Genomic DNA, 14,847 nt, shown 5'->3' on the forward strand with positions numbered 1-14,847 from the left:
TTCTATTATTCAATTTTAGTAATCACTATTTTTCTGACTCATTTGCCAATAATGTACATAGCTGCAGCCCTTTGATCGAAAGTCATACCATCTGTACCATTCCATTTTAATTTTCCAAAAAACTCCATGAGCTCTGGTGGGTGAATTGCTCGTTTACTTTCCATCAAATTGACATAAGCAAATGTGCCCCATAACAAGGCTTTGGTTTTGACTTTGGCCTCATCCCACATGATCATCTCGACATGGATATTGCTCTGATCATATCCGACTACATGGGTCTGCATGGTGACCATTTCGTTGACCAGGACCTGACGGATATAGGCTATTTGGTTTTTGGTCACCATCCAGGCATGACCGTTTTCCTGGGCAAACTTATGAATGTCCAGGCCATAATTATCTCTCAATTGATCCTCGCGGGCCGATACAAAATAATCGAGATACCGGGATTGATTTAAATGTCTGAATGGATCACAATCATGAAACCGTATCAAAGCCTTGCTCTCCGGATGCATATGATAGTCGGTGATCTCTGTTAGTTTTCTTAAATTCATGAGACAAAAATACCGATTAGAAAGTTAATCAAAAATGGAGCTCAAAATACTTCAAAGCTCACTGCGCGATGTTCAATCCCTATCATGGAGGAATATTAAAATCAAAAGCATACTATTCTCACCGCGAACCCACTGTTTTTTTTTATTTTGCTTGAATCTATTAGCCACCTTTAGGAATCAAGCTTGAAAAAATTATTTTTCGCCGGTAAGTTCATTATAAATCGTGGTGATAAATGCATCACTTTTTATAAAACCACTTCCCATCGTGGCATCTAGGGCTGAGGTGATCTTGGCCGTTTTGATCTGGTCCAGATCCATACCTGCTTTTATTTTCATTTTGACGGCATCTCTGATACTCATGACAGCATCTCTGACTTCGCGATAGTCTTTTTTATTGGCCAGATCGCCATGCCCTGGTATGATCACTGTTTCGTCATCGATCATGGTGATGGCTCTGGATACACCTGACAACCATCCGTCCACCGAACCTCCTGAGTTACGGTCAATAAACGGAAACCGGCCTTTCATAAAACAATCACCCGTATGAAGGACATTGCTCTTTGGAAAATAATACAAGGCATCCCCGTCGGTATGAGCATGATCCACATGAAAGATCACTATATCCTCTCCATTGAGATGCACATTGAGTCCATCTGCGAAGGTGATGACCGGCCAGGCTGCTTCAGGGGCCGCTTTTTGAGGTTGCGTAAAATTGATGATGCGTTGATCTGCGGTGAGGCGAGCCCGGACATTGTCATGAGCGATGATGGTAGCCCCCATTTTGCCGAAGTTTTCATTGCCTCCGGTATGATCTCCATGATAGTGGGTATTAAACAAAAATTTAATTGGACCAGGCTGGATTGCCTGGGCAGCTGCATTAATCTTTTGAGATAAAGGCGCAAACTGGTCGTCGATCAGGATGTTTCCATCTTTCCCGGAGAGCAACATCATATTGCCTGCACCCGACCATTGCAGCAGGTGCATATGATCATTGATTTTGAGGGTGGTGATGGTGGCATCATCCATATTGGCTTGAGCTAAGAGTAATTGGCTGAAGCACAGTAGAGCAAGGAAAAGGAAAGATTTCATGGGATTAAAATTAAGAAAAGTAATGCAAGTTGAAGTAGTAATAAAGTTACTTCGTGGCCAAAATTTATTATTCGTAAAAGTATCTAGGTTAAACTAGTTCTTCGTTCAGGTGTTCCACCGCTGACCTCCATGGGCAAGCCGTGTAGTTTGGCGAGCAGCTCCAGAAAAATGAATAAAAGTAGATGGTGCAAATGCTATTCTATATCGGGACTTAAGGTAGATCCTGAATAACTTTTTGATTTGACAATGTAATTTTTTAGTAATATTATAAAAAGTTTGTTATGAAAATCCTATATACGAGCTTTATTGTTTTTTGGTTCTCCTGTACCCTTATCAAAAAAAATGAACCGACTCTGAAAGTGTCGCCCATGACCCTTTGTGGTACACTGACTTCTGACATGGATTGGTACGCTACACATCAGCATGCACCCCTATTGGAAGGTTTGGGCAGTTTAAATTACAAAATAACCACAGCCAACCCTTTAGTTCAACAATATTTTAACCAGGGACTAAAATTGGCTTATGCATTTAATCATGCAGAAGCAGCAAGATCATTTTATACTGCGATACAGATAGATTCAACTTGCGCTATGTGTCATTGGGGATTTGCATATGTATTGGGTCCAAATTATAATGCAGGGATGGAACCTGATAATTATACCAGGGCCTATGCTGCCGTACAAAAAGCCATACAGTGGTCTGGCGATGTATCCAAAAAAGAAAAAGAATTAATAACAGCACTGTCCAGCCGCTACGTAAAAGAACCGGTAGAGAATAGGTATTCATTGGATAGCACTTACTCCCGGGAGTTGACAAAACTCTTTGCAATCTATCCGAACGACCCGGAGATAGCTGCACTTTATGTAGAATCCATTCTTGACCTGCATCCCTGGGATCTTTGGGATAAACAAGGGCAACCAAAAGCATGGACCCCGGAGATCATAAGTATCCTGGAGAATCTACTCAAACAATTTCCAGATCATCCAGGACTCAATCACTTTTATATTCATGCCGTCGAAGCATCTAATCAACCTGAGAAAGGATTGAAAAGCGCAAACCTTTTTGACCAGGGGTTGATGCCTGGAGCCGGACACCTTGTCCACATGCCATCTCATATATATATTCGGACCGGTGACTATCACCAGGGGTCTTTGGCTAATATCAATGCTGTAAAAATCGACAGCCAGTATGTGGAGACCTGTCATGCTCTGGGTATTTATCCGCTGGCTTACTTTCCTCATAATTTTCATTTTTTGGCAGCGACTGCTACCTTTGAAGGCAATAGAGACTGGGCTCTGATGGGAGCAGAAAAAGTTAGAGCCCATGCTAACACCGCATTGATGAAGGACCCCAATTGGGCAACCTTACAACATTATTACCTGATACCTTATTTTGTCAAAGTCAAATTTGGGTTATGGGATTCTATTCTTGCCACACCGGAATCAAACGACTCTTTGGCCTATATCAAATCGATTCGGAGTTTTGCCCGGGGCATGGCTTTCCTGGGCAAGGGAGACCTGGTAAACGCAAAAGCTGAATTGACTCAAATTGAAACTACATCGACAGATTCCACCCTGATCGAATTAACCATTTGGGGGATCAACTCGGTAAAAGAAATTGTAGACATTGCTGCCCATATTTTAAAGGGTGAGATATTGGCAAAAGAAGGTGATTTTGCAAGCAGCATCAAACTCCTTCGGGAAGCTGTAGCGATGGAAGATCAATTAAATTACAATGAACCACCTGATTGGTTCTTTTCTGTAAGGCATCACCTGGGTGCTGTTCTTTTGGAAAATAAAAACTATGAGGAGGCGATCAAAGTATATCAGGAGGATTTAAAATGGCTGCCAAAAAATGGATGGGCTCAACATGGACTGAAAAAAGCTTATACCGAACTTAAGGATGTGAAATCGCTGAATACAATTATAAATGAACTTCAACAAAGTTGGAAATATGCAGATATCCATTTGCAGACTTCCAGAATATTATAATTTGAACCCCGTACTCATATTATTTGATCATATACACTCCTTCAATTCCTTCTCGGTGTATGCCAGGCCATGCGCCTTCAACACTTCATCAGGTACTCCGGCCCACTGGTTAGGCACATTGCCTTTATACTGAAGGTCTTTGACACCCATGGCGGAGGTATAAAATCCGGTAGCTGTCAGATTGCGCATAAGGTTAAAAAAACTTACTCCTTGAGACATAGCTGGTTTGGCTTTGGCAGGATAAGCTATCTGATCGACTAACTCCAATTGTTGAGCCGCAGTGCAATCTTTAAAAGGTTTTTGATACTGACGCAGGCATTGCAAGTCCAGCCAGCGCAAGCCACCCCGCATAGGCACCTGGTGATTGGGCTGATCTTTGACTATAAACTCAATAAAATCAGGTACTCCTGCTTCTGTAGCACTTCCACTGCTTTCGTCTTTAGGAATGATGATATCTGATAATATGGCGATGGTGGCCATTTCGTCCGCCGTAAAAAAAGTTTTAGAAATGACTTCTTTGTATCTAGCTAATTCTTCAGGTTGTCGAGCCGGACCTGCGGCCTTCATCAGATCTCCATCGGTAGCAACATTCGTATCGACCTTTTTGTCTTCGACTTTACAAGACTGGACCAATGCAGCAGCGGACAATCCGCCAAGCGCTAAGGTTTTTAATGATTCTCTTCTTTTCATGTTAGCTATTTATTTGAGCGTTATACTTTGTATTTAAACTTTGAATTTGAACTTCAGACCCTAAATCTCCTTCTTTTTCATTTGATCCACGATATACTCAGAGGTGCGCATGGCCAGGGCCAATATCGTCCAGGTTGGGTTTTTATCGCCCTGCTGGACGAATGGGCTTGCGTCAGCGACAAAAATATTTTTACAATCATGTGCCTGGCAGTTGCGATTCAAAGGTCCTTTCTTAGGATCGTCCATCATACGAACGGTACCAACTTCATGGATAATGCGGCCGGGGGCAGCGAGGCCCCAATCATTAGCGGCAGAATCAATACCGAAAGTGATGGTAGCGCCCAAATTGGTAAGTATTTCATGAAAGGTATCTTGCATGTGTTTCGCTTGTTTCACTTCGTAGTCCGTCCATTTATAATTAAATCGAAGCACCGGTATACCATATTTGTCCACAGTATTTGGATCTATTTCACAATAATTGCCTTCACGTGCAATGGATTCTCCGCGGCCTGACATACCCACGCTCGCTCCATAGAAGTTTCGATAATCTTGTTTGAGTGCGGCACCATATCCTCCGGCTTCTTTTGGTTTGCCATCTTTAGTCAGTTTTCCATTGAGCCCTTCGAGGCCCCAGCCAAATCCATAACCTGGCATAGACAGCCCCCCCCAATATTCGATATGGTATCCACGGGGAAAATCAAGTTTTTTATTATCTCCCCACCAGGGTGAATAGATATGTGCCCCTCCGACTCCATCTTCATTGTATCTCGGATGATCCATGAGTTTAGGGAATACTCCACCCATATCCTTACCGGTAGAGTCATGAAGGTATTTTCCGACCATTCCACTTGAATTGGCTAAGCCATTGGAGTGTCGGCTTGATTTTGAATTCAATAATAATCTTGCAGATTCGCAGGCACTCGCTGCCAGAACTACTGATCTGGCTTTGATATGATACTCCTGCATCGTATTGCGATCAACATAGGAGATGCCGCTAGCCAGTCCTTCATCATTGGTGGTGACTTCACGAGCCATCGCATTGCAGATCAATTCTACATTTTTATTTTTGAGTGCCGGGATCACCAGGCAGGAGGAAGAAGAAAAATCAGCATAATATTGGCATGCCCTGTTGCATTGGCCACAATACACACAGACACCCCGATCGTCATTGATTTTTTTGGTGAGCATTGACAGCCTGGAGGGAATGACATTGACGCCTGATTTGATCGCTGCATTTTTTAAATACAATTCGTGTAACCGAGGTTTTGGGGGAGGCAGAAAAAATCCATCCGGATCATTCGGCAACCCTTCATTGGTCCCGAATACACCCAACATCTGATCTACACGGTCATAATACGGCTTGACTTCGTCATATGATATTGGCCAATCATCCCCCAGTCCATCTTTACTGCGATGTTTAAAGTCAGTCGGCCCAAAACGCAGGGATATCCGACCCCAATGATTGGTACGACCGCCCATCATACGTGCCCGCCACCAGTCAAACTGAGATCCATTCTTTTGTGTGTAAGGCTCACCCTCTATTTCCCAACCACCGAGACAGGCATCCATATCTCCAAATGGCCTGATTTTGGTGCCAGCTCCCCGACGGGGCGACTCCCAGTTCCATTTAAATTGTGTAATATCTTTTTTTGGATCATACATGGGTCCTGCTTCGAGCAGACATACTTTCAGTCCGGCATTGCCAAGCATATTAGTCACCATACCTCCACCTGCACCCGACCCTACTATGACGACATCATACTCTACCGGATTTTCCTTGATCTGAATACTTTGCATTCGATTAAATTTTGATAAGTCTAAGGTAGATAGAAGTTAGGAGTTGACGGGGAATAGTTGGTTAGATTTCTTTCTTTTTCATTTGGTCGATGATATAATCTGCCGCGCGCATAGACAAGGCGAGGATCGTCCAGGTTGGGTTTTTATCAGCCTGAGATACAAAAGGTCCTCCATCCGCTACAAAAAGGTTTTTGCAATCATGGGCCTGGCAGTTTCTATTCAAAGGCCCCTTTTTAGAATCATCCATCATACGAACTGTACCCACTTCGTGGATGATACGACCAGGTGCAGCCAGGCCCCAATTATTTTCGGCACTATCTAAGCCACTGGTGATGGTAGCCCCCATATTGGTCAGAATCTCTTGAAAAGTCTGTTGCATATGTTTGGCTTGTTTGATTTCATAGTCAGACCATTTGTACTGAAATTTCAGTACAGGTATACCATATTTGTCTACTACTGACGGATCAATCTCACAAAAATTATCCATGCGCGCTATGGCCTCTCCTCTGCCTGCCATACCCACCGAAGCACCGAATAATCTCCGGTAGTCTTGTTTTAGAGAGGAACCGTATCCTCCAGCTTCATGCTTGGCGCCAAGACCAGTGGAGTTTTCGATGCCCCATCCAAATCCATAGGAAGGCATGCTCAAGCCTCCAGAATATTCTATATGGTAACCTCTGGGGAAATCCAGTTTTTTATTGTCCAACCACCATGGGGAGTATACATGTGCCCCGCCTACTCCATCTTCATTGTATCTAGGATGATCCATCAAGGCCGGCAGAATACCACGCATACCTTTACCGGTAGAATCGTGCAGATATTTTCCTACCATATTGCTGGAATTGGCCAGGCCATTAGAGTGTTGAGTGGATTTGGAATTTAATAATAACCTTGCTGACTCGCAGGCACTCGCTGTCAGGATCACGGACCTGGCCTTGACATGGTATTCCTGGAGGGTATTTTTATCGATATAGGATATGCCTGTGGCCAAGCCTTCTGAATTGGTTGTAACCTCCCGGGCCATCGCATTACAAATCAACTCGACATTTTTGTTTTTTAACGCAGGAATCACCAGGCAGGAAGAAGCAGAAAAATCTGCATAATACTGACAGCCTCTATAACATTGTCGACAATACACGCAAACACCCCGCTCATCGTTAATTTTTTTTGTCAACATCGATAATCGGTTGGGTATGACATTGACCCCTGTCTTCAAAGCAGCTTTTTTGATATATAATTCGTGTAATCGGGGTTTAGGAGGAGGTAAAAAATATCCATCTGGGTCATTAGGCAATCCTTCGTTGGTACCAAATACTCCTAACATCTGGTCTACCCGATCGTAGTAAGGTTTGATTTCATCATAGCTGATAGGCCAATCCTCTCCGAGGCCGTCATAACTGCGATGCTTAAAATCACGAGGCCCGAATCGCAGGGATATTCTGCCCCAGTGATTGGTCCTTCCACCCATCATCCTTGCTCTGAACCAGTCAAATTTGGATCCGGGATGTTGGGTATAAGGCTCGCCTTCTAATTCCCAGCCACCATAACATGCATCCATATCCCCGTTATTTCTATAATCTGTACTCGCACCGCGTCGTGGAGACTCCCAATTCCATTTAAACTGGGTGATATCTTTTTTGGGGTCGTACATAGGACCTGCTTCTAAAAGGCACACTTTGAGACCGGCGTTGCCCAACATATAGGTAGCCATTCCTCCTCCTGCACCGGAGCCTACAATGACCACATCATATTCGACAGGATTTTCTTTGATCTGAATACTTTGCATTTGTGAGTGAGTTGAGATTACAATATATGAAATAATAAAATGTATAGTACCTGCTGACTGCCAAACTTACAATACTATTATCCTCCCTGCCTTTACTAATCGATCGGTCATCAAAACTTTATAGATGTAGACGCCGGCAGGAAGGTTAAATGTGGTAGTTTTTAATTGATTGACACCATTGAAATGATCACCATCCAGACGGGTGAGCAGGTGATGGCCCGTCATATCGAATATTTCGAACCTCATGTGATCGTAGTCGTGTATATAATACGAAAAGGTAATGTCCTGGTTAGGTCGCGCAGGGTTAGGGAATACCTTGGCATCAAAATATCGATCCGGATAATATTTGGGCACCGTCAGTTGCTTGAATTCACCATCCAGGTATATCATTCGTTTCACCACCCAATCTTTAAGATATTTGATCTCATTAGCATAAGAGCCTCCTACGTAGGCATTCGGCCAAACGTATTGAGAAAGGATATTCCATTTCTGAAAATTTCTGATTGAGGCATTGCCTATCACCCCTACCAGGGAATCAACTAGTCTCAGGACATTTTGATCAGTCAGCGTAGACTTTCTGAGCGCAGACCACCTGTCATATAAATTTTGCCCAAATGCTGAATCCTGGAGCACTTGGGGCCAATAGAATGGTACCGTCCAAAAGTCTTGAGGACACCTGGTGGCAAAGTCCAGCGCCAGTACATCTGTCGTTCCACCAGCACAATAATCAGCATTGCCAAAACCCAGGTTAAAATCCCAAATCGGCCCAAATCTGAGCCTGGTATCTTTACTATCGACATCTTTATAAAGAAAAGTGCTGAGCCGATACCCATCGACATTATTGGCTACTTCATTGAGGATTAAAAAATCTATCATCGAATTTTCATTCACATACTTTCTAAAACCTTCTACGGGATCAGCATAGTTGGGTTTAAAAAATGAAGACTCGAATGATTTGACCAAAGATTGGATGTAGCTTTTCTGTGCGGCCGTGATGACATCTGCTTCAGGCTCTTCATATTGATAATAGGTCCTGCGGCCTGATGAAACAATTCCGGATAAATAATCTGAATTAAAACCCCCTTGCGGGGTGCTACCAGTAGTTTTGTCTATTTTTAAAATATACCCCCCGGTCAAAGAATCTCCACTGTCCGCTGTCTGGGTGAGCTCATTGATGTTTACCCTTTTTTTGTCCCGCTTAATTTTTTCCATCAGCACATAGACTCCCTGGTATTCGCCGTTGACTAAAAGCTCACACATCTGGGTTCTTGAAGAGTAAGGCAAGATCTCAGAGGCAATCCGATGGATGAGTACATCTCTGATCAGGGATTTATCACTATAGGGGGCGAGCAGGATCCAATCATTTTCTTTGGGCATGCCCAGGAGACTGATATTGAGATTGGTTTCTCCATCCTCCTTTCTTGTCTCTACACCTAGCGGCTTTTTAGGAGAAAGATCTTGTGAAGTAGATCCTCTCAATTCCACACCAATCTTCCCCTTAAAGTGACGGTTAGGATCGGTCAGTGCATTGATTTTGCCAGGACCGTTATAGATGATTTCCATATCACCTACTATCTTTGGCTCATTGGGTATTGCGATGCCATTGGTATTGATGAGTACAATTGGGAGTGTCGTGCTACTAAAATTAACCGTCTGGCAAATACCGGGCCTGGTAAAAGAAAAGACCAAAAAGATTATTATCGAACCTCCTATTTTTTCCAATAATGTGAATTTATATATGTGATCCAAAAATCTTATAAGGATAGAATCGACTAAAATTTGACCCATTTGGTATCAGACTTTCCGCTAGCTATAACGCTTTCAATAAACTGCATGCCACGAACGCCGTCAGCCACTGTAGGAAAATCATACAAAGGATCTTGCGATCTGCCTTCTTTTTTAGCTATGACTGCAAGTGCAAAATTTCGGTAGATATTGGCAAAAGCCTCAAGGTAACCTTCAGGATGACCCGCTGGAATCCTGCGATGTGCATTGGCTTCAGGATACAAATCGCCCACGCCTGTGCGATAAATCTCAGTAGGTCTGTCATGCCATTTAAGTATCAGGGTATTGGGTTCGTGTTGAGACCATTCCAGTCCACCATATTCACCATATACCCGGATTTTGAGGTTATTTTCTTCTCCTGCGGAGATTTGACTGGCAAACAAAATACCTCTTGCCCCATTATTCATATGCAGGAGTACATTACCGTCATCGTCCAATAATCTACCTGGTACCATGACGCTGATATCAGCACACATTTCTTCGATTTGAAGACCGGTGATGTATTCTGCCAGGTTTTCTGCATGCGTACCAATATCACCCATAGATCCTGCAATACCCGATCTAAGGGGATCGGTGCGCCAGGTAGCTTGCTTGCCACTGGAGTGATCAGAACCTTCAATCTTGTCTGTCAACCAGCCTTGAGGATATTCTACCACCAATTTTCTGATGGTGCCGAGTTTACCATCCCGGATCATACACCTGGCTTGTTTGACCATGGGATAACCGGTGTAATTATGGGTCAATGCAAATATGCGGCCCGTCTCTGTTACTGTTTTTTGCAGATCCAATGCCTCTGACATCGTAAAGCTGAGTGGCTTGTCACAAATAACATCAAAACCACTTTCCAGTGCGAGCTTCGCTGGCTCATAATGCATATGATTGGGAGTCACTATAGATATGATATCAATTCTTTTGTCTTCCGGAAGCTGTTTTTCACTCAGGATCATCTCTTCGTAAGAACCATAGCAGCGATCAGGGGCCAACATCAGATCTGCCCCGGAGGCTTTAGACTTGGCGGGATCACTGGAGAATGCTCCAGCTACCAATTCAATCAAACCATCCATATTCGCAGCTATACGATGTACTCCTCCTATAAAAGCGCCGCGGCCTCCGCCCACCATGCCCATTCTAAGTTTTCTGTTCATATTGTCAATTAGTAATTTTTGATAAAAATAATAAAAAGGTAGCTCTTAGATCATATGAAGAATGAGATTGCATGTTCCAAGATAGCTAAGCATCATTTCAAAAAAGCACCAGCAAAATTATCCATTTACCTATAGGTGTCCGGGTGTGGATAAGTAATGGAAGATACCCTGGTCGAAAACTTTAAAAAACCACAAAGCCATATATTGCTTTCAATTTAAAAGAGGAAATTGCTACATTATAGCCTGGTTTCACAAAAAATTAAATCCAATATTATGCAGAGAAGAAGGTTTATCAAATCATCCATTTTAGCTTCTACAGCCATTGGATTGGGAGCTTCCCGATTGAATGCATTGACAATCAATAAACATACTGAGCTATCCGGATTAAAAATAAAAAAAATAAAATATTATAGTGCTCCCGGCTATACCAAACCCCTGTTTAACCAGGCACGGGGCATTGTGGAGATAGAAACCGATAGTGGTATCACAGGCATTGGCGAAGGCGGATTTAAGGATGTAATTCAACAATGTGCCCAGATGATCATAGGCCAGGATCCTTTCCGAATCGAACATATCTGGCAGTTGATGTACCGGGGTATGTTCTACCCCCCAGGACGAGAAAAACTACTCGCCGTAGGTGCTATCGAAATGGCCCTGTGGGACCTCAAAGGAAAAGCCCTGGGGGTACCCGTCTATGACCTATTAGGAGGTGCTACGAGGGACTATATAGAATGTTATGCCACCGGGTATGGCGCCTCCAAAGCTGCGTCAGAGTATGATCGGGCCAAAGACTGCCTGGCTGCCGGCTTTAGGACTTATCGTACCGGACCTACCGGAGGTAATGGCGATCAACCATTTGACTTTTATGAAAATGTACAAAAGACCATAGAACATTGCCAGAAGATGGATGCGGCCGTTGGAGGCAAGGGTAATTGGGCCATCGATCTGCATACCCGGTTTGACACTACGGATGGTTTAAAAATTTGTAAGGCTATCGAAGCGCTGCAGCCCTATTTTGTAGAAGATATTATTCGATCTGAAAATCCAGGAGTGTATAAGACGATCCGGCAAATGACCAATGTACCTATCGCTGTAGGTGAACAATATGGTGATCGGTGGGACATCAATGAACTCATCGAAAACAGGTTGATAGATTATAGCAGAATCACTACACCCAATTCCGGTGGATTAAACGAATTAAAAAAGATAGCCGCACTTTGCGAGACGCACTATATTGGTATGATACCCCACTTCACCGGGCCACTTTCAACTGCTGCACTGGTGCATGTGCTGGGCTCCTCCAGCCCGACAAGATGCCTGATCGAACTGGCAGGAGGTGCTGTAGAACAACCTGCTTATTTTGACATGGATTATATCTTATTTAAAGAAGGTAGATTATACTTAAATCCAAAACCGGGTCTGGGGGTGTCCTTCAATCCCGCCAAAGCTGACCTGGTCATGGAAGTCACCACCAATACTAAATACCCTCACCCTATTCTCTTTGCTCCGGATGGATCAGTGCATGGATGGTAAGTAAATAATCATTGGATCGAATCAATATGCTGAAACTAAAAAATTATAGGTGGATCGTACTTGGGCTGATATTTTTTGCCACTTGCATCAATTACCTGGACCGCCAAATCATCGGCTTGCTCAAACCTATCTTAGAAAAAGAATTTGATTGGTCTGAGACAGATTTTGCCAGGATAGTCATGGCTTTTACAGCAGCTTATGCGATCGGTCTATTGGTCGCTGGTGCATGGATAGACCGGATAGGGACTAAACTTGGCTATGCCATCACGATCGTCGTGTGGAGTATCGCAGGAATGCTGCATGCTGTAGCCCGAAGTGTCACTGGTTTTGTATTTGCACGGATCGGATTGGGGATCGGTGAAGCAGGCAATTTTCCGGCAGGTGTAAAAACAGTAGCCGAATGGTTTCCAAAGGATGAAAGAGGATTAGCTACCGGTATTTTCAATGCAGGTACCAGTGTTGGCGTCGTGATGGCATTATTTATAGTACCGATGATTCTTAACTATGCCGGATGGCAAGAAGTGTTTTGGATCACTGGTGCTCTCGGATTCGTTTGGTTGATCTTATGGATATTCCTGTATGATATTCCTTCCAAGCAAAAGAGAATTACCGAGGAAGAGTATCGATTGATCACCGAGGGTCAGGAACCAGAAGTCCTTGCAACTACCACATCGATAAAATGGTCCAGACTCTTCCGCATCCCCCAAACCTGGGCATATATCACAGGCAAAGCATTGATCGATCCCATCTTTTGGTTTTTTCTGTTTTGGCTCCCTTCTTATTTTTCTTCGACTTTCAGTCTTGATCTCAAAAAACCCAGCCTGGAACTCATGATTATTTATTTCTCTACTACCTTAGGCAGTATCGGAGGTGGCTACCTGTCCTCTTACCTCATCAAAAGAGGATGGCCTGTGATCAAGGCACGCAAAACCGTTTTATTGATTTTTGCTTTTTTTGAATTGTCTATTATCCTGGCACAATTTGCTACACAGGCATGGATGGCAGTAGCCTTGTTGAGTCTGGCAGTAGCGATACACCAGGCATGGGCTACCAATATATTTACTTTAGCTTCAGACATGTTTCCAAAGGAAGCAGTGAGTTCTGTAGTAGGGATTGGAGGTATGGCAGGCGCAGTAGGCGGCATCTTGTTTCCAATCTTTGTGGGAAATATACTGGACCAATTTAAAGCCATGGGCAATATCACTGCCGGATACAATATCATTTTCTCTATATGTGGCTGTACTTATTTGATAGCCTATCTTGTGATACATCTGCTGACAAGGCGCACGGTAAGGGTCCCATTGGCTGCCTTGACTTGATTTCTTTCTGACATTATTATTAAAACAACTATGCTGAAAAAAAATATACTATTCCTTCTTCCAATCATATCACTTTTGATTGAACAGCCTCTGGTCCATCCGTTTTCATCCTCAGACCCACACCTTGTTTCTTCATTCAAAAGAAATGAATTATTCGATTCCGATGAAGTCCTCGAAATCACCTTAAGTGGTCAATTAAAAGAAGTGTTGAATAATCGCACTGGCGAGCCAAAAGATTATCAAGCTGCGCTGTCTTATGCAAGCCAGGAAGGAAAATTGGTATCTATTCCTATCGTTCTTAGTACCAGGGGACATTTCAGAAGGATAAAAGCAAATTGTACCTACCCGCCATTGCTGATCCGATTTCTGGATAAAGGAAAAAAAGAAAACACCCTATTTGAAAAACAAAAAAAACTCAAGCTGGTCATGCCCTGTCGCGGGGACGATTATATCGTACGAGAATGGCTGGCCTATCGGGCCTATCAATTCGTGACACCTTATAGTTTTAAAGCAAGATTGGTAAAAGTTTCGTTGATGGACAGCCGAAGCAATAAAGCACCAACACCTTTTTTTGGCATCTTACTGGAAGAAGAAGATCAAGTCGCCCAGCGAAATAATATGATCTCTGTCGAAAAAAAATTGCATCCTACCCAGACTCAAGTTCCTCATTTTCTTAAGGTAGCCGTATTTCAATACCTCATTGGCAACACTGACTGGTCAGTACAATATCTTCAAAATATCAAACTTTTGGCCAAAGACTCTACTGCTACACCCATCGTGGTGCCCTATGACTTTGATCATGCAGGCATCATAAGCGCACCCTATGCCAAACCAGCTCCGGAACTGAAACTAAACTCGGTTAAAGAGCGTAGATTTAGAGGTTATTGCGAAAACAATCTTAAACTGTATGAAGCCGTTATTGATACTTTCAAAAATTTAAAAACTTCGTTCTACGAGCTCTACAAAAATGATCCTTACATCGATGAAAAATATTCGAAAGCTACCCTCAAGTTTCTGGATGAATTTTATGAAGTATTGGACGATCCTAAAGCCTGGAAAAAGAATTTTTATACCCTTGCGACAAAAACGGGACGGGCAATGTCGTCATAAAAGGATTGCGCAAAGATTGATCGGGCATCAAAAAAATTAAATTCAATAAAT

The 14,847-nt window shown here is 43.1% G+C and carries 11 protein-coding genes; 4 read left to right on the plus strand and 7 right to left on the minus strand.

Going from position 1 to position 14,847, the window contains the following annotated elements; translation table 11 throughout:
- Positions 1–38 precede the first annotated feature (38 nt).
- Entirely contained in the window at positions 39–551 is a 513-nt protein-coding gene (locus IPJ09_10905) for an acyl-CoA thioesterase (protein ID MBK7371928.1), read from the minus strand.
- 192 nt (positions 552–743) lie between these two features.
- Positions 744–1,640: an MBL fold metallo-hydrolase gene (locus IPJ09_10910; GenBank protein ID MBK7371929.1), complete on the minus strand. Its 897-nt coding sequence runs from the start codon at positions 1,638–1,640 to the stop codon at positions 744–746.
- Positions 1,641–1,921: 281 nt separating this feature from the next.
- On the opposite strand from IPJ09_10910, the gene IPJ09_10915 reads away from it, so the two are divergent.
- Complete coding sequence (locus tag IPJ09_10915) at positions 1,922–3,631, plus strand: hypothetical protein (GenBank protein ID MBK7371930.1); 1,710 nt, start codon at positions 1,922–1,924, stop codon at positions 3,629–3,631.
- A gap of 27 nt (positions 3,632–3,658) precedes the next feature.
- Here IPJ09_10915 and IPJ09_10920 read toward each other — a convergent pair whose 3' ends face one another.
- From IPJ09_10920 to IPJ09_10940, 5 genes are all read right to left on the minus strand, one after another.
- The gene (locus tag IPJ09_10920; GenBank protein MBK7371931.1) at positions 3,659–4,321 is read right to left on the minus strand and encodes a gluconate 2-dehydrogenase subunit 3 family protein; all 663 of its coding nucleotides are present in this window, start codon (positions 4,319–4,321) and stop codon (positions 3,659–3,661) included.
- A gap of 60 nt (positions 4,322–4,381) precedes the next feature.
- The gene (locus tag IPJ09_10925) at positions 4,382–6,118 is read right to left on the minus strand and encodes a GMC family oxidoreductase (protein ID MBK7371932.1); all 1,737 of its coding nucleotides are present in this window, start codon (positions 6,116–6,118) and stop codon (positions 4,382–4,384) included.
- Between the two features lie 61 nt (positions 6,119–6,179).
- A complete protein-coding gene (locus IPJ09_10930) occupies positions 6,180–7,904 on the minus strand; it encodes a GMC family oxidoreductase (GenBank protein MBK7371933.1) in 1,725 nt (574 codons plus the stop codon).
- A 66-nt stretch (positions 7,905–7,970) separates the two neighbouring features.
- On the minus strand, positions 7,971–9,626 hold the full coding sequence (locus IPJ09_10935) for a CotH kinase family protein (protein MBK7371934.1): 1,656 nt from the start codon (positions 9,624–9,626) through the stop codon (positions 7,971–7,973).
- A 50-nt stretch (positions 9,627–9,676) separates the two neighbouring features.
- Positions 9,677–10,834 (minus strand): Gfo/Idh/MocA family oxidoreductase, encoded by a 1,158-nt coding sequence (locus IPJ09_10940; GenBank protein MBK7371935.1) that lies wholly within the window; start codon positions 10,832–10,834, stop codon positions 9,677–9,679.
- 273 nt (positions 10,835–11,107) lie between these two features.
- On the opposite strand from IPJ09_10940, the gene IPJ09_10945 reads away from it, so the two are divergent.
- From IPJ09_10945 to IPJ09_10955, 3 genes are all read left to right on the plus strand, one after another.
- Positions 11,108–12,367 carry a mandelate racemase/muconate lactonizing enzyme family protein gene (locus IPJ09_10945; protein ID MBK7371936.1) on the plus strand — a complete coding sequence of 420 codons (1,260 nt, stop codon included), beginning with the start codon at positions 11,108–11,110 and terminating at the stop codon, positions 12,365–12,367.
- A gap of 26 nt (positions 12,368–12,393) precedes the next feature.
- Positions 12,394–13,686 (plus strand): MFS transporter, encoded by a 1,293-nt coding sequence (locus IPJ09_10950; protein ID MBK7371937.1) that lies wholly within the window; start codon positions 12,394–12,396, stop codon positions 13,684–13,686.
- Positions 13,687–13,761: 75 nt separating this feature from the next.
- A complete protein-coding gene (locus IPJ09_10955; protein ID MBK7371938.1) occupies positions 13,762–14,796 on the plus strand; it encodes a hypothetical protein in 1,035 nt (344 codons plus the stop codon).
- Positions 14,797–14,847: the final 51 nt, after the last annotated feature.

This window comes from Saprospiraceae bacterium, assembly GCA_016709995.1.
Classification (GTDB): Bacteria; Bacteroidota; Bacteroidia; order Chitinophagales; family Saprospiraceae; genus JADJLQ01.

Bases quoted from the DNA above. Each gene is read 5' to 3' on its own strand.
- IPJ09_10945 (MBK7371936.1), top strand. From the start codon at position 11,108: ATGCAGAGAAGAAGGTTTATCAAATCATCCATTTTAGCTTCTACAGCC.
- IPJ09_10950 (MBK7371937.1), top strand. From the start codon at position 12,394: ATGCTGAAACTAAAAAATTATAGGTGGATCGTACTTGGGCTGATATTT.
- IPJ09_10920 (MBK7371931.1), bottom strand. From the start codon at position 4,321: ATGAAAAGAAGAGAATCATTAAAAACCTTAGCGCTTGGCGGATTGTCC.
- IPJ09_10910 (MBK7371929.1), bottom strand. From the start codon at position 1,640: ATGAAATCTTTCCTTTTCCTTGCTCTACTGTGCTTCAGCCAATTACTC.
- IPJ09_10905 (MBK7371928.1), bottom strand. From the start codon at position 551: ATGAATTTAAGAAAACTAACAGAGATCACCGACTATCATATGCATCCG.
- IPJ09_10930 (MBK7371933.1), bottom strand. From the start codon at position 7,904: ATGCAAAGTATTCAGATCAAAGAAAATCCTGTCGAATATGATGTGGTC.
- IPJ09_10925 (MBK7371932.1), bottom strand. From the start codon at position 6,118: ATGCAAAGTATTCAGATCAAGGAAAATCCGGTAGAGTATGATGTCGTC.
- IPJ09_10940 (MBK7371935.1), bottom strand. From the start codon at position 10,834: ATGAACAGAAAACTTAGAATGGGCATGGTGGGCGGAGGCCGCGGCGCT.
- IPJ09_10915 (MBK7371930.1), top strand. From the start codon at position 1,922: ATGAAAATCCTATATACGAGCTTTATTGTTTTTTGGTTCTCCTGTACC.